General features: G+C 66.4%; 23 protein-coding genes and 1 tRNA gene. 17 read left to right on the forward strand and 7 right to left on the reverse strand.

Annotated features, from left to right (window positions below; translation table 11 throughout):
* Positions 1-108 precede the first annotated feature (108 nt).
* The 11 genes from rlmB (at position 109) to BXA00_RS17755 (ending at position 10,218) form a co-directional block, all read left to right on the forward strand.
* Complete coding sequence (rlmB, locus tag BXA00_RS17705) at positions 109-846, forward strand: 23S rRNA (guanosine(2251)-2'-O)-methyltransferase RlmB (protein ID WP_076519798.1); 738 nt, start codon at positions 109-111, stop codon at positions 844-846.
* Positions 847-889: 43 nt separating this feature from the next.
* Positions 890-2,134: a cystathionine gamma-synthase family protein gene (locus tag BXA00_RS17710; RefSeq protein ID WP_076519799.1), complete on the forward strand. Its 1,245-nt coding sequence runs from the start codon at positions 890-892 to the stop codon at positions 2,132-2,134.
* A gap of 57 nt (positions 2,135-2,191) precedes the next feature.
* On the forward strand, positions 2,192-2,872 hold the full coding sequence (locus BXA00_RS17715) for a Fe2+-dependent dioxygenase (RefSeq protein WP_076519800.1): 681 nt from the start codon (positions 2,192-2,194) through the stop codon (positions 2,870-2,872).
* 353 nt (positions 2,873-3,225) lie between these two features.
* Positions 3,226-3,498 (forward strand): HU family DNA-binding protein, encoded by a 273-nt coding sequence (locus BXA00_RS17720; protein ID WP_003812968.1) that lies wholly within the window; start codon positions 3,226-3,228, stop codon positions 3,496-3,498.
* Between the two features lie 157 nt (positions 3,499-3,655).
* Positions 3,656-3,731, forward strand: a tRNA-Val gene (locus BXA00_RS17725).
* A gap of 359 nt (positions 3,732-4,090) precedes the next feature.
* On the forward strand, positions 4,091-4,921 hold the full coding sequence (locus BXA00_RS17730) for an energy transducer TonB (protein ID WP_076519801.1): 831 nt from the start codon (positions 4,091-4,093) through the stop codon (positions 4,919-4,921).
* A 1-nt stretch (position 4,922) separates the two neighbouring features.
* Positions 4,923-5,891: a MotA/TolQ/ExbB proton channel family protein gene (locus BXA00_RS17735; protein ID WP_076519802.1), complete on the forward strand. Its 969-nt coding sequence runs from the start codon at positions 4,923-4,925 to the stop codon at positions 5,889-5,891.
* Positions 5,891-6,364: a biopolymer transporter ExbD gene (locus tag BXA00_RS17740; protein WP_076519803.1), complete on the forward strand. Its 474-nt coding sequence runs from the start codon at positions 5,891-5,893 to the stop codon at positions 6,362-6,364. Before BXA00_RS17735 ends, BXA00_RS17740 begins: the two co-directional genes overlap by 1 nt.
* Before the next feature lie 63 nt (positions 6,365-6,427).
* The gene (locus BXA00_RS17745; protein WP_024068289.1) at positions 6,428-7,099 is read left to right on the forward strand and encodes a response regulator transcription factor; all 672 of its coding nucleotides are present in this window, start codon (positions 6,428-6,430) and stop codon (positions 7,097-7,099) included.
* A gap of 66 nt (positions 7,100-7,165) precedes the next feature.
* Positions 7,166-8,281, forward strand: a complete 1,116-nt coding sequence (locus BXA00_RS17750) for a HAMP domain-containing sensor histidine kinase (RefSeq protein WP_231952101.1) — start codon at positions 7,166-7,168, stop codon at positions 8,279-8,281.
* Entirely contained in the window at positions 8,278-10,218 is a 1,941-nt protein-coding gene (locus BXA00_RS17755; RefSeq protein WP_076519804.1) for a potassium transporter Kup, read from the forward strand. The genes BXA00_RS17750 and BXA00_RS17755 overlap by 4 nt, the downstream gene beginning before the upstream one ends.
* A 106-nt stretch (positions 10,219-10,324) precedes the next feature.
* Here the strand turns inward: BXA00_RS17755 and argG are convergent, their stop codons facing one another.
* Both argG and BXA00_RS17765 read right to left on the reverse strand, forming a co-directional pair.
* Positions 10,325-11,665 (reverse strand): argininosuccinate synthase, encoded by a 1,341-nt coding sequence (gene argG, locus BXA00_RS17760; protein WP_076519805.1) that lies wholly within the window; start codon positions 11,663-11,665, stop codon positions 10,325-10,327.
* 131 nt (positions 11,666-11,796) lie between these two features.
* Positions 11,797-12,705: a LysR substrate-binding domain-containing protein gene (locus tag BXA00_RS17765; RefSeq protein ID WP_076519806.1), complete on the reverse strand. Its 909-nt coding sequence runs from the start codon at positions 12,703-12,705 to the stop codon at positions 11,797-11,799.
* A 96-nt stretch (positions 12,706-12,801) separates the two neighbouring features.
* Here BXA00_RS17765 and BXA00_RS17770 point away from each other — a divergent pair, with 96 nt between their 5' ends.
* The 4 genes from BXA00_RS17770 to BXA00_RS17785 all read left to right on the forward strand — a co-directional run bounded on the left by BXA00_RS17770 (position 12,802) and on the right by BXA00_RS17785 (position 15,804).
* Positions 12,802-13,668 carry an amidohydrolase gene (locus BXA00_RS17770; RefSeq protein WP_156902928.1) on the forward strand — a complete coding sequence of 289 codons (867 nt, stop codon included), beginning with the start codon at positions 12,802-12,804 and terminating at the stop codon, positions 13,666-13,668.
* A gap of 71 nt (positions 13,669-13,739) precedes the next feature.
* Positions 13,740-14,693: a tripartite tricarboxylate transporter substrate binding protein gene (locus BXA00_RS17775; RefSeq protein WP_076519807.1), complete on the forward strand. Its 954-nt coding sequence runs from the start codon at positions 13,740-13,742 to the stop codon at positions 14,691-14,693.
* A gap of 2 nt (positions 14,694-14,695) precedes the next feature.
* Entirely contained in the window at positions 14,696-15,226 is a 531-nt protein-coding gene (locus BXA00_RS17780) for a carboxymuconolactone decarboxylase family protein (RefSeq protein ID WP_076519808.1), read from the forward strand.
* Positions 15,227-15,240: 14 nt separating this feature from the next.
* Positions 15,241-15,804, forward strand: coding sequence for a DUF4286 family protein (locus BXA00_RS17785; RefSeq protein ID WP_076519809.1), 564 nt, complete (start codon positions 15,241-15,243; stop codon positions 15,802-15,804).
* A gap of 104 nt (positions 15,805-15,908) precedes the next feature.
* Here BXA00_RS17785 and argF read toward each other — a convergent pair whose 3' ends face one another.
* Both argF and BXA00_RS17795 read right to left on the reverse strand, forming a co-directional pair.
* A complete protein-coding gene (gene argF / locus BXA00_RS17790; RefSeq protein ID WP_076521990.1) occupies positions 15,909-16,850 on the reverse strand; it encodes an ornithine carbamoyltransferase in 942 nt (313 codons plus the stop codon).
* 56 nt (positions 16,851-16,906) lie between these two features.
* The gene (locus BXA00_RS17795; RefSeq protein WP_076519810.1) at positions 16,907-18,088 is read right to left on the reverse strand and encodes an aspartate aminotransferase family protein; all 1,182 of its coding nucleotides are present in this window, start codon (positions 18,086-18,088) and stop codon (positions 16,907-16,909) included.
* 181 nt (positions 18,089-18,269) lie between these two features.
* Between BXA00_RS17795 and BXA00_RS17800 the strand changes: the two genes are divergently transcribed.
* Both BXA00_RS17800 and BXA00_RS17805 read left to right on the forward strand, forming a co-directional pair.
* Positions 18,270-18,560: a DUF3579 domain-containing protein gene (locus BXA00_RS17800; protein WP_013392635.1), complete on the forward strand. Its 291-nt coding sequence runs from the start codon at positions 18,270-18,272 to the stop codon at positions 18,558-18,560.
* A 218-nt stretch (positions 18,561-18,778) separates the two neighbouring features.
* Positions 18,779-19,546, forward strand: coding sequence for an aspartate/glutamate racemase family protein (locus tag BXA00_RS17805; RefSeq protein WP_076519811.1), 768 nt, complete (start codon positions 18,779-18,781; stop codon positions 19,544-19,546).
* Here the strand turns inward: BXA00_RS17805 and BXA00_RS17810 are convergent.
* From BXA00_RS17810 to BXA00_RS17820, 3 genes are all read right to left on the reverse strand, one after another.
* On the reverse strand, positions 19,495-20,772 hold the full coding sequence (locus BXA00_RS17810) for a TRAP transporter large permease (RefSeq protein WP_076519812.1): 1,278 nt from the start codon (positions 20,770-20,772) through the stop codon (positions 19,495-19,497). The genes BXA00_RS17805 and BXA00_RS17810 overlap by 52 nt on opposite strands.
* A gap of 36 nt (positions 20,773-20,808) precedes the next feature.
* On the reverse strand, positions 20,809-21,309 hold the full coding sequence (locus BXA00_RS17815; protein ID WP_076519813.1) for a TRAP transporter small permease: 501 nt from the start codon (positions 21,307-21,309) through the stop codon (positions 20,809-20,811).
* A gap of 103 nt (positions 21,310-21,412) precedes the next feature.
* Positions 21,413-22,387 (reverse strand): TRAP transporter substrate-binding protein, encoded by a 975-nt coding sequence (locus BXA00_RS17820; RefSeq protein WP_076519814.1) that lies wholly within the window; start codon positions 22,385-22,387, stop codon positions 21,413-21,415.
* Between the last annotated feature and the right edge of the window lie 11 nt (positions 22,388-22,398).

Raw genomic sequence — 22,398 nt, forward strand, 5'->3', positions numbered from 1 at the left:
CGTCGTTTGGCGGCGCGGCCTTAAGGGGTAACATTGCGTTTATTGCCGGTCTGTCCGGTGGCCCGCCCCCTCTGGGGCGGGTATTCGTTTATCTAAAGGTATTGTTTTATGGCGTCGACCCAAGTCCTGGCCGGGTTTCACGCGGTCGTTGCGCGGCTGCGCCACGCGCCCGAGTCGATCAAGGAAATCTACGTCGAGGCCTCGCGCCGCGACAAGCGCATGCAGACATTCATCGAGCAGGCCGAAAAGGCGGGTTGCCGCCTGCATCCCGTGCCGATGGAGCGCCTGGACGGCCTGTCGCGCGGCACCCGCCATCAAGGTGTCGTGGCGCTGGCCGATGAGCGCCAGCTCGCGGTCGATGTGGACGAAGTGCTTGATCTGGTGGAGGGGCCGCCGCTCCTGCTGATCCTTGACGGCGTGACCGATCCGCACAATCTGGGCGCCTGCCTGCGCACGGCGGATGCGGCGGGCGTGCACGCGGTCATTGCGCCGCGCGACCGGGCGGTCGGCCTGAATGCCACCGTGCAGCGCGTCGCCTGCGGCGCGGCGGACACCGTTCCCTATCTGATGGTGACCAACCTGGCTCGCACGATGCGCGGTCTGAAGGACCGCGGCGTGTGGCTCGTCGGGACGGACGACCAGGCCGCCGACAGCATGCACAAGATCGACGCGCGCCAGCCGATGGCATGGGTCATGGGGGCCGAAGGCGAGGGCATGCGCCGCCTCACGCGCGAAACCTGCGACCAGCTCGTCAACATTCCCATGCTGGGTTCGGTGGAAAGCCTGAACGTCAGCGTCGCCAGCGCCGTCTGCCTGTACGAGACCGTGCGCCAGCGTCAATCCTGATCCTGCCTGCCTTGTAGGTTCCCTTTTCTTGCGTCAGCTCATCATGCACCAGAACGGTTTTACCACCACGATTCTCCATTCCGACCGCAATCAATCCGTCGAGCACGGAGCGGTGCACAAGCCGATGCATCCGTCGTCCGAGTTCGCGTACGACGACGCGCGCGAGCTGGCCGCCGTGTTCCAGGGCAAGGCGGGCTTCACCTACGCGCGCCAGGGCACGCCGACCACGACCGCGCTGGAAGCCAAGATCACGCAGATGGAGGGCGGCAAGGGCACGGTCAGCTTCTCGACCGGCATGGCCGCGCTGGCGGCGATCTTCACCACGCTGCTGCGCCGTGGCGATCATCTGGTGTCCAGCCAGTTCGTGTTCGGCAATACCAACAGCCTGTTCGGCACGCTGCAGGACCTTGGCGTGGAAATCACCTTCGTCGACGCGACGGACTCGGCGCAGGTGCGCGCGGCCATCCAGTCCAACACGCGCATGGTTTTTACCGAAACCATCGCCAACCCGGGCACGCAGGTCGCCGATCTGGCCGTGATTGGCGAGATCTGCCGCGAAAAGGGGCTGGTCTATGTGGTGGACAATACGCTGACTTCGCCCTGGATGTTCCGGCCCGCGACCGTTGGCGCATCGCTCGTGATGAATTCGCTGTCCAAGTACATCGGCGGCCACGGCAACGCCTTGGGCGGCGCGGTCACCGATACCGGCCTGTTCGACTGGGCTGGCAGCGGCAACATCCACGAACCCTATCGCAAGGGGCCGTCGACCGGCTGGGGTCTCACGCAGATCAAGAAAAAGGGACTGCGCGACATGGGCGGAACGCTGGCCGCGGAGCCCGCGCACCGCATCGCGGTCGGCGCCGAGACCCTGGCCCTGCGCATGGCCCGCCACTGCGCCAACGCGCTGGCGCTGGCCCGTTTTCTCGAAGAGCATCCCGGCGTGGCGAAGGTGCATTATCCGGGGCTGGCAAGCCACGCGCAGCACGCGCGCGCCGCGGCGCTGTTTGGATCGCGCTTCGGCGGCCTGCTTGGCGTCGAGCTCGCGGACGGCGTGGATTGTTTCGATTTCCTCAATCGCCTGCGCGTCGTGCTGATGGCGACGCACCTGGGCGACACGCGCAGCCTGGCGCTGCCCGCGGCCCACACCATCTATTACGAGATGGGCGCCGAACGCCGCAAGCAGATGGGCATTGCCGACAGCCTGATTCGCGTTTCGGTGGGCATCGAAGACGAAGCGGATTTGCTGTTTGATTTCGATCAGGCGCTCAATGGGTGCCTGAAGGGATAATTCGGCAGACGCGACTTGTGCAAAGGTCGCGCCGGCAACGCAATCGGGTCGGGACCCATGCTTATACAGATCGCAGAAATTTTTACGCCCGAGGAAGCGGCAGCCATCCGCCAGCGGCTGGATGCTGCCGATTGGGTCGACGGCAAGGTGACGGCGGGCCACCAGTCGGCCGAGGTCAAGCGCAATCGGCAATTGCCGGAGCAGCATCCGCTGGCTCAGGAGCTGGGCGCGCTGATCCTGCAGCGCTTGTCGGCGAACAATCTCTTCATGTCGGCCGCCTTGCCCCGCAAGATTTTCCCGCCGCTCTTTAACCGCTACGAAGGCGGTGAAGCCTTCGGCTATCACGTGGACAATGCCGTGCGGGGTATCGCCGGCACGGCGGAGCGCGTGCGCACGGACCTGTCCGCGACGCTGTTCTTTTCGGATCCGGACAGCTATGACGGCGGCGAGCTCGTCATCGACGACACCTATGGTCCGCGCGCCGTGAAGCTGCCGGCCGGGCACATGGTCCTGTATCCGGGCACCAGCCTGCACAAGGTCAACCCCGTGACGCGCGGGGCGCGCGTAAGTTCGTTCTTCTGGATGCAGAGCCTGGTGCGCGAAGACACCCAGCGCGCGCTGCTGCTGGACATGGACGTGGCCATACAGCGCTTGAACCAGGATGTGGCGGGGCATGCGTCGATCGTGCAGCTCACCGGCATTTATCACAATCTGCTGCGCCGATGGGCGGACGTTTGATGAAGCCTAAAGTGTTTTTTCGGGGTGTCGCGCAAACCCCGAAATGCGCGTTTTTGTTTATTGCGAAAACGCCTAAAAGCTAGTATTGACGCGGGTTGCCGTGAGGTTTTCGCTTGACAGCCGCTCTACGCCAAGGCCTAATACACGTCTGCGTCGCTGACGGTTTGCAGGCATTGGTCCAGCAAAACCTAGGCGGCGCAGCAGTTTAAAAGTTGTGCTTTGCAGCGCAAGAAAAAAGTTTATCCACTGTCTGTTCGTCGTTTGCCTGGTCTCGCGTCCATTTGTGGCATCCATCCTGACGGCCATGAACTTCGCCCCCGGCAGACTCCACACCTTGTGAGGGGTACACCTGCATGAACAAAACCGAACTCATCGATCACATCGCCAGCAAGGCCGATATCTCCAAGGCTGCTGCCGGCCGTTCGCTCGACGCCCTGATCGGTGCCGTGAAGACCACGCTGAAGAAGGGCGGTACGGTCACGCTGGTTGGTTTCGGCACGTTTGCCGTGTCGGCCCGCGCCGCGCGCACTGGCCGTAACCCGCGCACCGGCGAAACCATCAAGATCAAGAAGGCCAAGGTGCCGAAGTTCCGTCCGGGCAAGGCCCTGAAGGATGCCGTCAACTAATGAACGGCAGGCGATCGCAAGGCGCTGCGCGCCGCGATTTGCCCACTAGTACGCGGTCCGGTATACTCCGGCCCGCGTATTGCTTTTGAGTACCCCGATTGGCAGTTGTCATGCACGGTTTTCCTGTCAGGAAATTTGCGCGGCAACTGCACCGAAAGGGTGCTTAGCTCAGTTGGTAGAGCGGCGCCTTTACACGGCGTAGGTCACAGGTTCGACCCCTGTAGCACCCACCAGAAGCACAACATATCGGTTCGGCCGGCACACCGTGCGACAGACCCGAACGCACATCGAACCCGCACACGACATCGTGGCGGGTTTTTTGTTTTCTGACGCGGGCAGCGGCGGGATGGCGCTTCGAGCAAATCCCCTTTGTCGCGGGCGCATCGCGACTTGGCGCAGGCTATTTCGTAAGCGTTCCATTGATTCCGCTTTGATCCGGATCAGAAATGGTACGCTGTTCCAGACGAAATACAACGTGCGAATCATTCGCATTTGAGATACTATGACGGGCTTGTACCGGTCAGCCGGCGGCGCCATCGTGTGCGCGTCGATCCTCTGGCTGGCCGGAAAGTCACTGCACCCTGGCTGATTCATGCCTAGTCTTCAACCCGGTTGGAATTCTTCTTCGCGGTCTTCTTTTGGTATACGCGCAGGCGCTGGCCTGGCGGTCGTCGCATTGCATGCGGCGGTGATAGGCGCCATTTTCCTGGCGCCGGAAAGTCGTCCTGAATTGGAGGAACCCGAGGCGATCATGGTGAGCGTGGTGGATGCTCCCGTGCCCCAGATCGCCAAAGCCGAACCCATTCCCGAAGTGCAGCAGCCCGTGGTCGAAACGCCGCCCGAGCCTGAGCCCGAGATCGAACCCGAGCCGGAACCCGAGCCCGAGCCGGAATTGAAGCCCGAGCCCGAGCCGGAGCCCGAGATCGAACCTGAGCCGGTGGTCGAAAAGCCGCCGATGCCTGCGCCCAAGCCGCCTCCGCCCAAGCCGAAACCCAAGCCCAAGCCCAAGCCTCAGCCCAAGAAGGAAGTCAAGCCTGAGCCCAAGCCGGAACCGCCGCCTCAGCAGACGCCGCCCAGCGGTGCGCCGGAAGGCACGCAGGCGCCTCAGGGCCCGCAGCAGGGGCCGCCGCCCGATCAGCCCGTGCTGGTCTCGAGCATCGAGTTCCAGGGCGCGCGTCCGATGCCCAACTACCCGATGGCGTCGCGCCGCATGCGGGAGGAGGGCCGGGTCGTGGTGCTGGTGGAAATCAATACCCAGGGCCTGGTCGAGCGGGCAACCATCGACGTTTCGTCGGGTTTTCCGCGCCTGGACGAATCGGCACTGGCAGCCGCCCGCAAAGGCCGTTTCAAGCCCTATACCCGCAATGGCGTGGCCTATCCCGCCAAAGCAAAAATTCCGTTTGATTTCGTCATGAGGAACTGAGATGTCCAACGCACTGCATAGCGCCACCCTGGTGGCGCAGGCGACCACCAGCCCGGCCGCGCCGGCTGCCGCGGCCGCGCCCGCAGCCCAGCAAGCCGCCACGACCGGCGGCGACGTCGCCCAGCAAGCCGCGGGCGCCGTCCAGCAGGCCGCTGGCGCTGTCCAGCAATCGGCGGACGTGCTGCACAACGCCGCCTCGTCGCTGCCCGCAGCGCCGGCTCCGGCGCCCGACATGGGCTTTCTGCACTTTGTCGCCCAGAGCGACTTCGTGGGCAAGAGCCTGTTCGTCATCCTGATCCTGATGTCGCTGGTGACGTGGTACCTCATCCTGGTCAAGGCCGGCAGCAATGTCAGCATGCGCAAGCGTTCGGCCGACTTCCTGAACAAGTTCTGGAACGCCAGTTCGCTGGAACAGGTCGAGCACGAAATCAACACGCACGGCGCGCGCGATCCGTTCTCGCACCTGGCCAGCCATGCCATGCATGCCCAGGCGCATCACAATAAGTTCGGCGCGACCAAGCTGGAAGAGTCGGGCAGCAACTCCGATTTCGTCACGCGCACCATGCGCAAAGTGATCGACGAGGAAACCGCCAAGCTGGAAAACGGCCTGACCGTGCTGGCCTCCGTGGGTTCGACGGCGCCGTTCGTCGGCCTGTTCGGCACGGTCTGGGGCGTCTACCACGCGCTGGTCGGCATCGGCATGGCCGATGGCATGACCATCAACCGCATCGCGGGTCCGGTGGGCGAGGCCCTGATCATGACGGGCCTGGGCCTGGCGGTGGCCATTCCGGCCGTGCTGGCGTACAACATGTTTGTGCGCAACAACCGCGTGTACCTGTCGCGCCTGGATGCGTTTGCGCATGATCTGTTTGCGTTCCTGACCACGGGCCAGCAAGTCGCGCTGTCCGACGGCAAGGTGCGCGCGCTGCGTCGCCAGAACGGCCACGCGGTTCAACGCGGGAGCGAATAATGGCCTTTGGCAGCTTTGAGGGTAAAGGGTCCGGAAGCCATGCGGTGTCCGAGATCAACATGGTGCCCCTGATCGACGTCATGCTGGTGCTGCTGGTGATCTTCATCATCACGGCGCCGCTGCTGGCGCATTCGATCAAGATCAACATGCCCCAGGTGGCCGCCGAGCAGATCGAGGAAGAACCCAAGACCGTGGACCTGGCCATCGACGCCAGCGGCGCGCTGTTCTGGGACGAGAAGCCGGTCAATATCGACGACCTGCCGAACCGCTTCAAGTCGATCGCCGGCACCAAGCCGCAGCCCGAGATCCGCATCCGCGCGGATCAGAACACGCGTTACGAAACGCTGGCCAAGGTGATGGCCTCGGCCCGCCGTTCCGGCATGACGCGCATCGGTTTCGTCACGACGCCACCGTCCACCAGCGCTGCCGCACCGGGCGCCCCGGCTCCCGCCGCGGCACCGTCCGGCGGGTGAACGAATCCAGGCAGGGGGCGCATTTCGCGCCCCTTTTTTTTTGGATCGCGCTAGAATCGCGGCATGCGAGTTCTGGTAATCGAAGACGACACCACCCTGGGCCATGCGCTCCAGGAATTTCTGGCCGACCAGGGGTATGCGGTCGACTGGCTGACTGACGGCGACCGGGTCCTGGGCGCCTTGGCGGGCCAGCCCTACGACCTGATGCTGCTGGATCTCAACCTTCCTGGCATGAGCGGCCTGGATGTGCTGCGCCAGCTGCGCCAGGACGGCAACCAGGTTCCCGTGCTCATTCTCACCGCCCGCGATGGCATTGAAGACCGCGTCGCCGGTCTGGACGCCGGCGCGGACGACTACGTCACCAAGCCTTTCGAACTGCCCGAGCTGGCCGCCCGCGTCCGCGCGTTCGGACGCCGCCGCGCCGGCCAGGCCCAGCCCCTGATCGAAGTGGGGCCCCTGGTGTTCGACACCGTCGGCCGCGAAGTCCGCGCCAATGGCCAGCGCCTGTCGCTGTCGGTGCGCGAGCTCTCCGTCCTCGAAATGCTGATGGCCCGCGTGGGCCGCGTCGTGACCAAGCGCCAGATCGTGAACTCCCTGTCTGCGTGGGACGCGGACTTCAGCGAAAACGCGGTCGAAGTCTACGTGTACCGACTGCGCAAGCGTCTGGAAGGCACGGGCGCCAGCATCCAGACGGTACGCGGCTTTGGCTACATGCTGGATGTGGAAACGGCCTGACGGGCCGGCTGCGGCCGCCTTGCTCCGGCCGCACGCATCCATTCGCCCCAGCGAAGGCGTTGCGCCATGACGCAGGAACGCATCCCTCAACCGTCCCCGGCTTCGCGCCCCTTGCTCCCCTCCCGTTCGCTTGCCCGGCATCTGGTGATCCGCCTGATGCCCCCGATCCTGCTGCTCGTCCTGCTGGACCTGGCGGCCACCTGGGTCATCACCCACAAGATCGACATGTCGCTCTGGATGCTGGAAGACTTCTTCTGGCTGATGGTGGTGGGGCAGGTAGCGTTGATCGGCCTGTTCACCTGGGTGGTGGTGCAGGGCGTGCGATCCGGGCTGCGGTCCGTGAATCATCTGTCCGAAGAGATCCGGCAGCGCTCCATCGACGACATGCAGCCGCTGGAGGTGGCGGGCGTGCCGGTCGAGATCGAGCCGCTGGTCACCCACACCAATGACCTGCTGCTGCGGCTGGATGCGTCCCTGGCCGCGCAGCGGCGCTTCATCGGCCATGCGGCCCACCAGTTGCGCACGCCGTTGTCGGGCCTGCGGCTCGAATCCGAACTCATGCTGGCGCGTCCCTTGCCCGATGACGTCCGGGCCCGCGCCGAGCGCATCAAGGCCGTCAGCGACCGCATGATCCGGCTGGGCCAGCAGCTTCTGGTGCTGGCCCGCGCCGATCCCAATGCCCGTCCCCAGGACAGTTTCGTGCGCATCGACCTGTGCGAATGGGTGCGGGCGCATGGCGCCGAGTGGTTCCCGCGCGTGCGCGAGGCGCACTACGAGCTGGACCTGGTGGCGCCCGAGCGGCCCATCTGGATCGACGCCGACCCCTTGCTGCTCGCTGAACTGCTGGGCAACCTGATCGACAATGCGCTGCGCTATGGCAACCCCACGGGGCGCATCACGCTCATCGTGGGCGCCAATCCTCCCTCGCTGACCGTCGAAGACGACGGCCCCGGCATTCCGCCCGAAGAGCGCGACCGCGTGTTCGAGGCGTTTTACCGGTCGCCCACCGCGACAGCGGGCGGCTCAGGCCTGGGGCTGGCCATCGTGCGCGAGATCGCGCACGCGCACGGCGCCTGGTGGAAGCTCACGAGCCGGCCCGATTTTGCCGGGACACGGCTGTCCGTCGTATTCCCCGGCCCCCGCAAAGGGGCCCAACTCACTCGCCAAGAACCCGCATCATGAGCCAAGGCACGGTCAGCACACCTATTTCGCCCACAGGCGCGGCAGGCGCGGCAGGCGGGGCGCACCACGCGCCGTCATCGCGTGCCGCGCTGATCCTGGGCGCCCTGGGCGTGGTTTACGGGGACATCGGGACCAGCCCCCTGTACACGCTGCGCGCCTGCCTGACCGGCCTGAGCGTGCACACAGACCTCGAGCCGGCGCATCTGCTGGGCGTGCTGTCCATCCTGTTCTGGATGCTGATGGTGGTGGTGTCTTTCAAATACGTCACCCTGGTGCTGCGCGCGGACAACCGCGGCGAGGGCGGCACGCTGGCGCTGCTGGAGCTGGCCGTGCGCGCGCGCGAGGGCAAGCTGCGCTGGGTGTTGATCGTGCTGGGCATTTTCGGCGCGGCGCTCTTCTACGGCGACAGCATGATCACGCCCGCCATTTCGGTGCTGTCGGCGCTGGAAGGCATCGGCATCGTATCGCACACGCTGGATCACTGGGTCGTGCCGATCGCGCTGGTGGTCCTGATCGCACTGTTTGCGATCCAGTCGCACGGCACGGCCGCGATGGGCAAGCTGTTCGGTCCGGTGATGTTTCTGTGGTTCGCCACCCTGGCCGCGCTGGGCGGCTGGCAGATCTGGCAGACGCCCGAGGTGCTGGCCGCGCTGAACCCGATGTGGGGCCTGCGCTTCATCGTCGAGTTTCCGTGGATCAGTTTCGTGCTGCTGGGCGCGGTGGTGCTGGCGCTGACCGGCGCCGAGGCGCTCTACGCGGACATGGGGCACTTTGGCCGGCCGGCAATCCGCGGCGCCTGGTTCAGCATGGTGCTGCCCGCGCTGACGCTGTGCTATTTCGGCCAGGGCGCGCTGCTGCTGCGCGACCCCACCGCCATCCGCAATCCGTTTTTCCTGATGGCCCCCGAATGGGGGCTGGTGCCCCTGGTGGCGCTTGCCACCATCGCGACCATCGTGGCCTCGCAGGCCGTGATCTCCGGCGCCTATTCCGTGACGCGCCAGGCCGTGCAGCTCGGCTTCTGGCCGCGCATGCAGATCCTGCATACGTCGGCCGTCGAAAAGGGCCAGATCTATCTCCCGCAGGTCAACGCGCTGCTGCTGTGCGCGGTGCTGATCCTGGTGGTGTGGTTCCGCAACTCCGACAACCTGGCGGCCGCCTACGGCTTTGCGGTGACGGGCACGATGCTCACGACGTCGGTGCTGGCCTTCGCGGTGCTTCCGCGCGGCACGACCGGCGTCAAGCGCATGATGTGGTTCCTGGTGCTGGGCCTGCTGCTGGTGCTGGACGTGCTGCTGTTTTCCGCCAACGTCTTCAAGATTCACGAAGGCGGCTGGTTGCCGCTGATGGTGGCGATCGTGGTGTTCACGCTGATGATGACGTGGCGCCGCGGCCGTCGCCTGCTGTCCGACATGCAGCAACGCGATCGGCAGCCGCTCAAGGAATTCATGGCGCAGCTCGAGGAATACCCGCCGTCGCGCGTGCCGGGCACGGCCATCTTCATGACGATGAACTCGGGCAATGTGCCGCCGGCGCTGCTGCACAACCTGAAGCACAACAAGGTGCTGCACGACCACGTGCTGTTCCTGACGATCCTGGTTGCCGATGTGCCGTACATCGCGCCGGAAGAGCGTTTCGAGGTCACCAAGCTCAGCGCGTCGAGCTGGACGGCGACGGTCAACTACGGCTTCAAGGAAGACCCGGACGTGCCCGAGGCGCTGCGCCTGATCGCCGAGGCCTATCCCGAGCTGGACCTGGAACCGATGCGCACGTCGTTCTTCCTGTCGCGCCAGACGGTGGTGGCGGCCAGGAAGCCCGCGCTGTGGCGGTGGCGGCGCGTGGTGTTTTCGTTCATGGCGCGCAATTCGACGCGCAGCACGAAGTTCTTCAAGATCCCGGCGAACCGTGTCGTGGAAATGGGGATGCAGGTGGAACTGTAGGCGCCCCGAGTCTGAACCAGCCGTCTGAGCCAGCCGGCGCGGGCGGTGCAGGGAGAAAAAAAACCCTCGGCTTTTTTGCCGAGGGTTTTTGTTTGGCTTTGAAGAATCACTTCTTCTTGGCGGCGTCCTTCAGTTGGGGCAGCGAGGTGCCGCTGGAGGCCAGCAGGCCGGTCTTGACGTACGTGAACAGCTTTTCGCGGGTGTCGACGATGTCGAGGTTGCGCATGGTGAGCTGGCCGATGCGGTCCGCCGGGGTGAAGGGGGCGTTTTCCACCTTCTCCATGGACAGGCGCTCGGGCGCGTATGTGAGGTTGGGCGAGACGGTGTTCAGCAGCGAATAATCGTTGCCGCGGCGCAGTTCGATGGTGACTTCGCCGGTCACGGCGCGGGCGACCCAGCGCTGGGCGGTTTCGCGCAGCATGATGGCTTGCGGGTCGAACCAGCGGCCCTGGTACAGCAGGCGGCCCAGCTTGCGGCCGTTTTCACGGTATTGCTCGATGGTGTCTTCGTTGTGGATGCCGGTGACCAGGCGCTCGTAGGCGATGAAGAGCAGGGCCAGGCCCGGGGCTTCGTAGATGCCGCGGCTCTTGGCTTCGATGATGCGGTTTTCGATCTGGTCGCTCATGCCCAGGCCGTGGCGGCCGCCGATGCGGTTGGCTTCGAGCATCAGTTCGACCGGGTCGGCGTATTCGACGCCGTTCAGGGCGACGGGCTGCCCCTCTTCGAAGCGCACCGTGACTTCCTCGGCCTTGACGGCGACGTCATCGCGCCAGAACGCCACGCCCATGATGGGCTTGACGATGCGGATGCCGGAGTTCAGTTGCTCCAGGTCCTTGGCTTCGTGGGTGGCGCCCAGCAGGTTCGAGTCGGTGGAGTAGGCCTTTTCCGCCGACATCTTGTAGTCGAAACCGGCCTGGCGCATGTATTCGGACATTTCCGAACGGCCGCCCAGCTCGTCGATGAAGCGCTGGTCCAGCCAGGGCTTGTAGATCTTGAGTTCCGGGTTGGTGAGCAGGCCGTAGCGGTAGAAGCGCTCGATGTCGTTGCCCTTGAAGGTGCTGCCGTCGCCCCAGATGTTGACGTTGTCTTCCTTCATGGCGGCGACCAGCATCGTGCCGGTGACGGCGCGGCCGATGGGCGTCGTGTTGAAGTACGTGATGCCGGCGGTCGAGATGTGGAACGCGCCGGATTGCAGGGCGGCGATGCCTTCGGCCACGAGCTGCGCGCGGCAGTCGATGAGGCGGGCGTTTTCGGCGCCGTAGGCCATGGCCTTGCGCGGGATTTCGTCGTAGTCGGACTCGTCGGGCTGGCCCAGGTTGGCGGTGTAGGCGTAGGGGATGGCGCCGTTGTTGCGCATCCAGAGGAGCGCCGCGCTGGTGTCCAGGCCGCCGGAAAAGGCGATGCCGACTTTCTGGCCGGTGGGCAGGTTCGGGAGGATAGTGGTCATTGTTTGAGGTGAGACGCCAACAGGACTTTGACAGCAACGAGCCGCCAAACAAGAAAAGTAGCCCGCCATTTTAACTCTTTTGAGGTGGGGCTGGCCGCGCGGGGCGCTCGCCCGGAGCCGCCCGCCCGGCGCTATCCGCCCGGCGCGAACAGGTCGGCAAGGCGCAGGCCGCGGATCAGCTGGCCCGTGGCCGCCGCCAGCCGGGTAGCCGGGCGGTGGCGGGCGCTGGCCAGCACCAGGTTGTTGGTGATCGTGGGCGAACCGATATCGCACAGGGACAGTTCATGTTCGGCGGCCGGGCCGCGCGCCGCCGAACGCGGAAGAATGGCGTAGGCATCGCCCTGCGCGGCCAGTTCGACGATGGTCTGCACCGCGTCGACCTCGGCCGCGACCTTGAGCCGCACGCCCTGCGCGCGGCAGACGCTTTCGACCAGGGTGCGGATGGCGTTGGGCAGGCTGGGCAGCACCAGCGGATAGTCGCCCAGGCGCGCAACCGGCACGCGGGCGGGCAGGGGCGGCACATGCCCCGCGGCGGCGGCCAGCACCAGGTCTTCGCGGAACAGGGATTCGTAGGCCAGTTGCGGGGAGGGCGCCGGATCGTAGAGCAGCGCCAGATCCACCCGGCCGGCGAGCAGCCATTCGCGCACCTGGGCGCTCAGGCCCTCGGCCACGGCGATGGAGGCGTCGGGAAAGGCCTGGCGGAACGCCTGGACGAGCGGCGGGGTGAGGACCCGCGCAATGCGCGGCGGCAGGCCGATCACGACCTTGCCCGTAGGCGTTTCGCGCAGCGTCTGCAAATCTTCCTTGGCGCGTTCGGCCAGGGTCAGCAGGGCGCGGGCATGTTCCAGGAAACGCAGGCCGGCTTCGGTGGGCTCGGCGCCGCGGCCATTGCGGTAGAGCAGGTGCTGGCCCAGTTCCAGTTCCAGCAGCCGCACCTGACGGCTGAGCGTGGGCTGGGCGACGTCGAGCATTTCAGCGGCGCGCGAGAAGCTGCGGCGTTCGGCCACGCGCACGAAGTATTCGATCTGCTTGAGGTCCATCGGATATGTAGTTTTTCTATATCAGAAATATAAGGTATAGCATTGTTCGCCAGGCGGCAATCCGGGACCATGGCGCTTTCCATGCAGGAAGCCCCCGTGCCCGATTGCCGTCCTCCGCTCGCCTCGCCCTCTCGTCCCCGCCACGCGCTGCCGCCGGGCGCGTGCGATGCGCATTGCCATGTCTTTGGGCCCGGCGACGTGTTTCCGTACGCGCAAGGCCGTTCCTATACGCCGCCGGACGCGTCGTTCGCCAGCATGGCGGCGTTGCATGCCCATCTGGGCATCGAGCGCGCGGTCGTGGTGCAGGCCAATTGCCATGGCTCGGACCATCGCGCCTTGCTGGACGCGCTGGCGCGCAGTGAAGGGCGGTACCGCGGCGTTGCGCTGCTGGGCGGCGATGCCACCGCAGCCAGCGTCCGGGCGCTGCATGACGGCGGCGTGCGGGCGGCGCGCTTCAATTTCGTGCCGCATCTGGGCGGCGCGCCCGACCCGGCCGTGTTCGACCACGTGGTCGCGTTGATCGCGCCGCTGGGATGGCATCTGTGCCTGCACGTGGACGGCGCGATGCTGCCCGAACTGCTGCCGCGGCTCTTGACGCTGCCGGTGCCGTTCGTCGTGGACCACATGGGGCGGTTGAAGGCGGCGGATGGGCTGGACTCGCCTGCCATGCGGGCGTTGCTCAGCCTGGCCGACGTGGGCAAGGCCTGGGTGAAGGTGTCGGGCATCGACCGCATCGCATCCGGCCAGCGTCCGTTTTCGGAAGGTATTCCCTTCGTGCGCGCTTTGGTCGAGGCCATGCCGGATCGCACCCTGTGGGGCACGGACTGGCCGCACCCGAACGTGGCGGGCGACATGCCGGACGATGGCGAACTGGTCGACACGTTTTTCGAGGCATGCCCGGACGCCGGGCTGCGCCAGCGCGTGCTGGTGGACAACCCGGCACGGCTGTACGGATTTCAGTAGCAGGCAATGACCGCGGAACAGGGGCCTGGAAGCCCCAGCCGCAAGAACATCCCAATCAACGAGGAGACACCATGTTCAAGAAAATCATCTCGGCCGCCGCGCTGAGCCTGGCCGCCGTGGGTGCGGTTCACGCCGAGGGCCCCGTGCGCCTGATCATCGCGTTTCCGCCGGGCGGTCCGGTGGACCTGGTGGGCCGGGTGCTGGCCGAGCAGCTGGGCAAGGAGCTCAAGCAGAACGTCATCGTCGAGAACAAGGCCGGCGCCAACGGCAACATCGCGGCCGCCTACGTGGCCAAGGCGCCCGCCGACGGCTCGGTGCTGTTCCTGACCAGCGTTGGCGCCGTGGCGATCAGCCCTGCGCTCTACAAGGACCTCCCCTACGATCCGGCACGCGACTTCGCGCCGGTGTCGCGCGTGGTCAACAACGCCACGGTGTTCGTGGTGAATCCCTCCAACCCCGCCACCGATGCCGCGGACTTCGTGAAGCGGTCGCAGTCGGCGTCGCAATCGGTGGCCATCGGCTCGTCGGGCATCGGCAGCATTCCGCATCTGACGCTGGAAATGTTTGCCGATTCCAGCAAGGCCAAGGTGCTGCATGTGCCCTACAAGGGCGCGGCGCCCGTCATCAATGACGTCATGGGCAACCAGGTCGCGGGCTTCTTTGGCGATGTGCCGGGGCTGATCGGCCATATCCAGGGCGGCAAGCTCAAGCCGCTGGGCCTGGCCGCGCCGAAGCGCCATCCGCTGCTGCCTGACGTGAAGACGCTGGCCGAGCAGGGCATTGCCGGCGTGGAATCCAACAACTGGTACGGCATCGTCGCGCCCGCGGCCACGCCGGCCGCCACGGTGGACAAGCTGAACCAGGCCGTGCGCGCCGCCCTGGCCAACGAGGCCGTGCGCGCCCGCCTGGAAAAGTTCGGCGCCGAGGCCGCGCCCAGCACGCCGCAGGAGCTGGCGGCGCTCATCGCATCGGACCGCGAGAAGTGGGCCGCCCTGATCCAGCGCAAGAACATCCGTCCGGAGTGACCATGAGCGCTTGTCGAGTCGAACCCGTCGTGCCGGGCACGCGCCCGGAACTGGCCCCGATGGAGGCGCGCATCGCCGCCGCGCGGGGCCGCATTTCGCCCCTGTACCAGGTGCTGCTGAACAGTCCGGCCGTGGTGGAAGGATGGGAAGCCATGTTGACCGCGATCCGCCAGAAGACGTCGCTGCAGCCTCGGTTGCGCGAGCTCATCATCCTGCGCGTGGCCACGCTGAATAACGCGCCGTACGAATTCGAGGCGCACGTGCCGCACGCGCTGGCGGGCGGCATGCCGCAATCGGTCATTGACGCGCTGCGCGGCAATCCGGCGCCGGACCAGGTGCCGGGCCTGGAACCGGGCGAGGCCGAGGTGCTGGCCCTGACCGACGCGATGACCCGCGACATCGAGGTGCCGGATGCGGTGTTTGCGCCCCTGCGTGCGCGATACGATGATGCGCAACTGGTGGAGCTGACGGCGACCGTGGGCGCCTACAACATGGTGTCGCGCTTCCTGGTCGCCTTGCGCGTCGGGCATTGAAAGGAGAGCTGACTGTGCAGGAAACCCTATTGCTGGTGTCGCTGGGCGGGCGCATCGACGAAGCACGCGCGAAGGAATTGGCGGATCGCCTGACGCACGGGCTGTCGACCGCCCGCGTCACGGCCTTTGCGGCGCTGGACGCCGACGAGACCTATGTCTATGTGCGCGGCGGCGCCGATGTGCTGTCCGCGGTCCGGGACCGGCTTGCGGCGCAGGCGCCGGGCGCGCGGGCGCGCGCGCTGCACCTTACGCTGGATCTGGCCGGCGCGTCGGCGGGGCAGGACGCGCCGTGGCATTACATCGTCGAAACCGATGTGGCGCCGGAAGCCGAGGCCGACCTGAACGCCTGGTACGACCAGGAGCACCTGCCCGGCCTGGCCTCGGTGCCGGGCACCGTGCGCGCGCAGCGCTACGAATGCCGCGATGAATCGCCGCGCTATCTGGCCTGCTACGACCTGCATACGCAGGAAACCTTCGGCAGTCCGCCATGGCTTGCCGTGCGCGCGACCGACTGGAGCAGCCGCGTGCGGCCGTCGTTCCGCAACACGCGGCGCACGATGTTCAGGAAGATCCTGTAGCGGCCTGAAGCCGCGTGAAGCCGCTTCAGGCTGCTGATCCGGCGCGAAACAAAGGGGCCCGGGCATCGCGCGATGCCCGGGCCCTTTTTCCTTAGGGGATGGTCTTAGTCGACCTGTCCCAGCAGCAGGAATTCCATCAGCGCCTTCTGGACGTGCAGGCGGTTTTCGGCTTCGTCCCAGACCACGCTCTGGGGACCGTCGATGACTTCGCCGGTGACCTCTTCGCCGCGGTGGGCGGGCAGGCAGTGCATGAAGACGGCCTGCGGGTCGGCCGCCGCCATCATTTCGGCGTCCACGCACCAGTCGGCGAACGCCGCGCGGCGCTCTTCGTTTTCGGCTTCGTAGCCCATGCTGGTCCAGACGTCGGTGGTGACCAGGTGCGCACCCTTGCACGCTTCCATGGGGTCCTTGAACTGGCGCAGCACCTTGTCGGACGGCGTGCCGATGCGGGCGGCTTCGAGTTCGTAGCCGGCCGGCGTGGACACGTGCAGCGTGAAACCGAGCATTTCGGCCGCGTGCAGCCAGGTGTAGGCCATGTTGTTGGCGTCGCCCACCCAGGCCACCGTCTTGCCGGCGATGGGGCCGCGGTGCTCGATGTAGGTGAAGATGTCCGCCAGGATCTGGCAGGGGTGGAATTCGTTGGTCAGGCCGTTGATCACGGGCACGCGCGAGTGCGAGGCGAAGCGCTCGATGCGCGTCTGCTCGAAGGTGCGGATCATGACGATGTCGACCATGCGCGAAATCACGCGCGCGGTGTCCTCGATGGGCTCGGAGCGGCCCAGTTGCGAATCGTTGGAGGTCAGGTTGATGACCGAACCGCCCATCTGGTACATGCCGGCCTCGAAGGACACGCGGGTGCGCGTGCTGGCCTTTTCGAACACCATCGCCAGCGTGCGGTCATGCAGCGGCATGTGGGGTTCGTAGCGTTTGAACTTTTCCTTGATCAGCCGCGCGCGGTCCAGCACATAGGCGATCTCGGCGGACGAGAAGTCCTTGAACTGGAGAAAGTGCCGCAGCGGGCCGTTTTGAGTCGTGGGAGGAGTCATGGTGATGTCGCAGGTCATTGGGCCCGGCCGGGCTCGTGGCCCGGATGGGACGTTGATTATGGTTTTTCGGCCAGGAACTGTTGGATGAGCGGAACCAGGATGGCGACGATGCGGTCGGCCTCGTCCCGGGTCAGGATCAGCGGCGGCAGCATGCGGATGACGCGGTCGCGCGTGACGTTGATGAGCAGGCCGGCCTCCAGGGCGCGTAGCGCCAGGACGCCGCAGGGGCGGGCCAGTTCGATGCCCAGCATCAGGCCGCGGCCGCGGACCTCGGTGACGCCGGGCGTGCCGGCCAGCGCGCTGGCCAGGCGGTCTTGCAGGTGAGCGCCCACGGTGCGGGCGTTCTCCAGGAGATTTTCCGATTCCAGCGCGTCCAGCACGGCAAGGCCCGCGGCGCACACCATGGGGCCGCCGCCGAAGGTGGTGCCATGGCTGCCCGGGGTGAAAACCCCGGCGGCGGGGCCGGCGGCCAGCATCGCGCCGATGGGAACCCCGCCCGCCAGGCCTTTGGCCAGCGTCATGACGTCAGGGCGGATGTCGGCCCATTGGTGCGCGAACCACTTGCCCGTGCGGCCGATGCCGGACTGGACTTCGTCGATCATCAGCAGCCAGCCGCGCTCGGTGCACAGGCGGCGCAGTGCCTGCAGGTAGGCGATGTCGGACGGGCGGATGCCGCCTTCGCCCTGCAGGACTTCGAGCAGGACCGCGGCGGTGCGGGGCTCGGCATCGCCGGCCTCGCGCACCGCATCCAGGTCGTTGTACGGGACCTGGATGAACCCGCTGGGCAGGGGCTCGAAGCCCTTGCGCGCCTTGTCGCTGCCGGTGGCCGCCAGCGTGGCCAGCGTGCGGCCATGCCAGGACGAGTCCATGGTGATGATGTGGGCGTGCCTGTTGCCGCGCTGGTAGGCGTAGTAGCGGGCCAGCTTGATGGCCGCTTCGTTGGCTTCGGAGCCGCTGTTGTTGAACGCGACTTCCTGCATGCCCGAGAGTTCCGCCAGCCGGGCGGCCAGCGCCGTCTGCTGGGGGATTTCGTAGATGTTCGAGGTGTGGATGACGCGCGCGGCCTGCTCGGCGATGGCGGCGACCAGCTTCGGGTGGGCATGGCCCAGGCACGAGACGCCGATGCCGGCCAGGGCATCCAGGTACTTCCGGCCGTCCGCGTCCCACAGCCATACGCCCTGGCCGTGCGTGAACGAAACCGGCAGCCGGGCATAGATGTTGGCCAGAGGCGAGCTCATCGCGGATCCTCCTGGGTGAATGGCGTCGAAAGCATGCCCGCTTTCAAGGGGCCGATTCAAGGCGAATCGCGTTTCGAAAGAGGGCAAAGGATCAATCATATACAATTCGCGGCGCGGGGCGGATGTTTGATCACGCCGAAGATCCGGCTTTCGTGAAAGGCGTCCCGCAGTGAAAGAACACATGGCAACTCGCGTCAGACAATTCGTAATTCATGGCGTTACCGAAAGCGGTAGCCGCTTCCGTCCCAGCGACTGGGCAGAACGGCTCGCCGGCGTGATGGCACAGTTCCGGCCCGCCGGCTGTGCTGGTAACCACCTCACTTATTCGCCTTATGTGCTTCCCGTCGTGATCGATGGCGTGCGCGGGATCGTGGTCGATCTGCGCCTGCGCGACCTGGAGCCGCTGGCCTACAAGTTCGTGGTGGACTTCGCCCGCGACAACAACCTCAAGACGGAAGAACGCGAAATCTAGCCCGCGGAACGAAAAAAGCGCCCCCACCGGGCGCTTTTCTCATTCTGCGTCCCCTGCACGCCCGTCCGGGCGGGCGGGGCGCTGCCCGCCGCGCTGGCCGCCGCGCCCCGCAGCCCTGCGTCCGTGGGCCGCAAGGGTTAGCGATAGCTTGAGGGGCGGCACGAGTCCGGTGCATTGTTGACACACTTTGTATACATACCCCGTACCAAAGAGGTCACATGCCCAACACCCCGGATTCCCTGACCGCCGACAGACCCGCCGCGGCGCCCTATCGCCTGCTGGTGGTCAACGGCAACACCACCGCCACCCTCACGGACAGCCTGGCCGGCCAGGGGCGCACGTTCTTCGGCACCGCCGTCCAGCTTCGGAGCGTCACCGCGCCCTTCGGCCCCGCCTACGTCGCCAGCCGGGCGGACGCGGCCCTGTCGGCGCACGCGGTCCTGGCCGCCGTCGAATGCGAGGCGGCGCAGGCGGAGCTGCCCTTCGAGGCCTGCGTACTGGCCTGCTTCGGCGAGCCGGGTATCGGCGCGGTGCGCGAGCGGCTGAATGCGCCCGTGGTCGGGATGGCCGAAGCGTCCATCATGACGGCCATGCAGCGCGGCGACCGCTACGCCATCGTGACCGTGGGGCAGCGCTGGCCCGGCATGCTGCGCGAGCAGATCCGCCAACTTGGCGTGGAATCGCGCTGCGCGGGGATACGGGCGCTGCCGGGCAATGCGCTGGACTATGCGTCGCGGTCGTCCGACGCGGCGGCCACGGTGGCCGGCGCGCTGGACGCGGCGGCGGAGCAGGGCGCCGACGTGGTGATCCTGGCGGGCGCCGCGCTGGCGGGCTACCTGCCCAGCCTGCCACGCCCGCCGCGCGTGCCCGTCATCGATTCCTACCGGGCCGCGCTGGCGCAGGCGCTGGCCCTCGCGTCGCTGGAACGGGCAAATTACTTTGCATACACCAGGTCGCGCAGCCCCAGCGACAGTCCTGGCCAGTAGGTGATGAGCAGCAGGCACACGATCACGACGGCGACAAACGGGATCAGCGGCTTGATCAGGCGCTCCAGCGGCAGTTTGGCCACCGCGCTGGCGGCGAAGAGGTTCACGCCGAACGGCGGCGTGATCATCCCCAGCGCCAGGTTGACCACCATGATGATCCCGAAGTGCACCGGCTCGACGCCGAATTTCAGCGCCACCGGCAGCAGCAGGGGCGCCAGCACCACGATGGACGCCGAGGTCTCGATGAACATGCCGATCACGAACAGCGCGGCGTTCATGCCCATCAGGAAGGTGAACTTGGTGTCGAAGATCTGGGACAGCCACACGCCCAGCGCGTCCGGCACGCCGGCGCGGTTGAGCAGGAAACTGAAGACGCCCGCGTTGGCGATCACGAACATGATGACGGCGGTGGACACCACCGACTTGTGCAGCGTGACGGAAAGCTGGCGGAAGCTGAGGCGGCGGTAGATGAACTTGCCCACGAACACGGCGTACATGACGGCCACGACCGAGGCCTCCGTGGGGGTGAAGATGCCGCCGTAGATGCCGCCCAGGATGATGACGGGCATCAGCAGCGCCAGCCAGGCGTTCTTGAAGGCCGGCCACAGCGGCAGGCGGCCTTCGCCGTCGCGCTTGCCCAGGTTGTTGCGCTTGGCATAGAGCCAGACGTAGAGCATCAGCGCCGCGCCGATCAGGATGCCGGGCATGACGCCGGCAATGAAGAGCTCGCCAGTGGAGGTGTCGGTGGACACGGCGTACAGGATCATCGGGATCGACGGCGGGATGATCACGCCCAGTTCGGCCGCGCTGGCCTGCAGCGACGCCGCGAAGGGCGCGGGGTAGCCGTGCCGGATCATGGCGGGGATCAGGATCGCGCCGACCGCGAAGGTGGTGGCCACGCTGGAGCCCGCCACCGCCGCGAAGATCATGCAGGTCAGCACGCAGGCGCACGCGAGTCCGCCCTGGATGCCGCCCACCACGCTCTTGGCGAACTCCACCATGCGTTCCGAGATGCCGCCGGCTTCCATCAGGTTGCCAGCCAGGATGAAGAAGGGAATGGCGACGAGGGGGTACTTGTCCAGCGCGGCATACAGTTGCTGGGCGACGACCACCCACGGCAGGCCGGCGGTGCCGACGCCCGCCAGGCTGGCCAGTCCGATCGACACGGCGACCGGCACCGACAGCCCGAAGAAAATCAGCATCGAGACAATCATTAATTGGGACATGGCGATATCTGCTGCAGGGGTTCTTTGAGGGACGGCTCAGCCTTGCGCGTCGTTGCGCACGGGGACGTCTTCTTCTTCGCCCGCGCACCAGCGGGCCAGTACGGCAATGGCCGCAAGCGTGGCGCCCACGGGAATCGCCAGGTAGATCCAGGAAATGGAAATGTCCAGGCTGGGCACGGTCTGGAAGCGCACGCGGTAGGTCATGTTGCCGCCGATCCAGGCCAGAAAGCCCAGGAAGCCGGCGCAGACCAGGCCGATGACGGCTTCAAGCACGCGGCGGCGCTTGCCGCCCAGCAGGTTGCGCAGCAGTTCCACGCTGATCATGGCGCCGTGGCGAAAGGCCAGCGCCACGCCCAGCAGAACGGTCCAGATCAGCAGCGCGCGGGTGAGGACCTCGCTCCAGTCGGCGGGCGATTGCAGCACGAAGCGGGCGATGACCTGGTAGAACGCGGCGGCCGCGGCGGCCACGAGCAAGAGTTGGGCCAGGACCGAGACCAGCCTGAACAGGCCTCGGTCGAAAGCGCAGAGCAAACGCATGGTAAATCCTGGTGGCGATAGTCGCGTAAGAGGCGGGGCGGCCACGCGGCGCGCGCCGGTTCCGCCCGCAGGACGAGCGGCCCCGCTCGGGGGCCGCGCCTGCTTACTTGGTGTCGCGGATCGAGTCGATCAGCTTCTTGTCGAACTTCTTGTAGTACTCGGGGTAGGCCGGTTCCACGGCGGCGGCGAAGGCGGCGCGGTCCACTTCCGTCACCTGCATGCCTTCCTTCTTGAGTTGCTCGACGCCTGTCTTTTCGATGTTGTCGACGTAGGCGCGCATGGCCTGCGCCGATTCCTTGCCGGCTTTGTCGAAGTTGGCCTTGTCGGCGGCCGACAGGCCTTCATAGACGTTGGCGGACATCAGCACCAGGGCCGGGCCGTAGACGTGGCCGGTCAGGGACAGGTACTTCTGCATCTGCGACAGCTTGGCCGACGTGATCACCGACAGCGGGTTTTCCTGGCCGTCGATCGTGCCCTGCTGCAGGGCGGTGGCCACTTCGGGCCAGGCCATCGGCGTGGGCAGGATGCCGATCTGGCGGAAGGCGGTGATGTGGATCGGGTTCTCGGTGGTGCGGATCTTCAGGCCCTTGGCGTCGGCCGGGGTCTTGACCGGGCGCACGTTGTTGGTCAGGTGGCGAAAGCCCTGTTCGCCCCAGGCCAGCGCCACGATGCCGCGGCTGGGGAACTTGGCCAGCATGTCCTGGCCGATCTTGCTGTCCAGCACCTTGCGGGCGTGGTCCAGGTCGCGCAGCAGGAAGGGGATGTCGAAAACGCCGGTCTCGGGAACAAAATTCAGGGTGGCGCCTGTCGAAACGATGGCCAGGTCGATCGTGCCGATCTGCAGGCCTTCGATGACTTCGCGTTCGCCGCCCAGCGCGCTGTTGGCGAATTGCTGGACCTTGAACTTGCCGTTGGTGGAGGCCTCGATGGACTTGGCCATCGCTTCGGCGCCGGCGCCGTAGTGCGACGAGGTCGACAGGGCGTAGGCCATCTTCAGGGTGGTCTGGGCCGCCGAGGGCAGGGATGTGGCGGCCGCGCAGGCGGCCAGAATCGTGGCAGCAAGCCAGGATTTACGCATTGTCTTCTCCG

Source organism: Achromobacter sp. MFA1 R4, from assembly GCF_900156745.1.
Classification (GTDB): domain Bacteria; phylum Pseudomonadota; class Gammaproteobacteria; order Burkholderiales; family Burkholderiaceae_B; genus Achromobacter.

Bases quoted from the DNA above. Each gene is read 5' to 3' on its own strand.
- rlmB (WP_076519798.1), top strand. From the start codon at position 109: ATGGCGTCGACCCAAGTCCTGGCCGGGTTTCACGCGGTCGTTGCGCGG.
- BXA00_RS17710 (WP_076519799.1), top strand. From the start codon at position 890: ATGCACCAGAACGGTTTTACCACCACGATTCTCCATTCCGACCGCAAT.
- BXA00_RS17715 (WP_076519800.1), top strand. From the start codon at position 2,192: ATGCTTATACAGATCGCAGAAATTTTTACGCCCGAGGAAGCGGCAGCC.
- BXA00_RS17720 (WP_003812968.1), top strand. From the start codon at position 3,226: ATGAACAAAACCGAACTCATCGATCACATCGCCAGCAAGGCCGATATC.
- BXA00_RS17730 (WP_076519801.1), top strand. From the start codon at position 4,091: ATGCCTAGTCTTCAACCCGGTTGGAATTCTTCTTCGCGGTCTTCTTTT.
- BXA00_RS17735 (WP_076519802.1), top strand. From the start codon at position 4,923: ATGTCCAACGCACTGCATAGCGCCACCCTGGTGGCGCAGGCGACCACC.
- BXA00_RS17740 (WP_076519803.1), top strand. From the start codon at position 5,891: ATGGCCTTTGGCAGCTTTGAGGGTAAAGGGTCCGGAAGCCATGCGGTG.
- BXA00_RS17745 (WP_024068289.1), top strand. From the start codon at position 6,428: ATGCGAGTTCTGGTAATCGAAGACGACACCACCCTGGGCCATGCGCTC.
- BXA00_RS17750 (WP_231952101.1), top strand. From the start codon at position 7,166: ATGACGCAGGAACGCATCCCTCAACCGTCCCCGGCTTCGCGCCCCTTG.
- BXA00_RS17755 (WP_076519804.1), top strand. From the start codon at position 8,278: ATGAGCCAAGGCACGGTCAGCACACCTATTTCGCCCACAGGCGCGGCA.
- argG (WP_076519805.1), bottom strand. From the start codon at position 11,665: ATGACCACTATCCTCCCGAACCTGCCCACCGGCCAGAAAGTCGGCATC.
- BXA00_RS17765 (WP_076519806.1), bottom strand. From the start codon at position 12,705: ATGGACCTCAAGCAGATCGAATACTTCGTGCGCGTGGCCGAACGCCGC.
- BXA00_RS17775 (WP_076519807.1), top strand. From the start codon at position 13,740: ATGTTCAAGAAAATCATCTCGGCCGCCGCGCTGAGCCTGGCCGCCGTG.
- BXA00_RS17780 (WP_076519808.1), top strand. From the start codon at position 14,696: ATGAGCGCTTGTCGAGTCGAACCCGTCGTGCCGGGCACGCGCCCGGAA.
- argF (WP_076521990.1), bottom strand. From the start codon at position 16,850: ATGACTCCTCCCACGACTCAAAACGGCCCGCTGCGGCACTTTCTCCAG.
- BXA00_RS17795 (WP_076519810.1), bottom strand. From the start codon at position 18,088: ATGAGCTCGCCTCTGGCCAACATCTATGCCCGGCTGCCGGTTTCGTTC.
- BXA00_RS17800 (WP_013392635.1), top strand. From the start codon at position 18,270: ATGGCAACTCGCGTCAGACAATTCGTAATTCATGGCGTTACCGAAAGC.
- BXA00_RS17805 (WP_076519811.1), top strand. From the start codon at position 18,779: ATGCCCAACACCCCGGATTCCCTGACCGCCGACAGACCCGCCGCGGCG.
- BXA00_RS17810 (WP_076519812.1), bottom strand. From the start codon at position 20,772: ATGTCCCAATTAATGATTGTCTCGATGCTGATTTTCTTCGGGCTGTCG.
- BXA00_RS17815 (WP_076519813.1), bottom strand. From the start codon at position 21,309: ATGCGTTTGCTCTGCGCTTTCGACCGAGGCCTGTTCAGGCTGGTCTCG.
- BXA00_RS17820 (WP_076519814.1), bottom strand. From the start codon at position 22,387: ATGCGTAAATCCTGGCTTGCTGCCACGATTCTGGCCGCCTGCGCGGCC.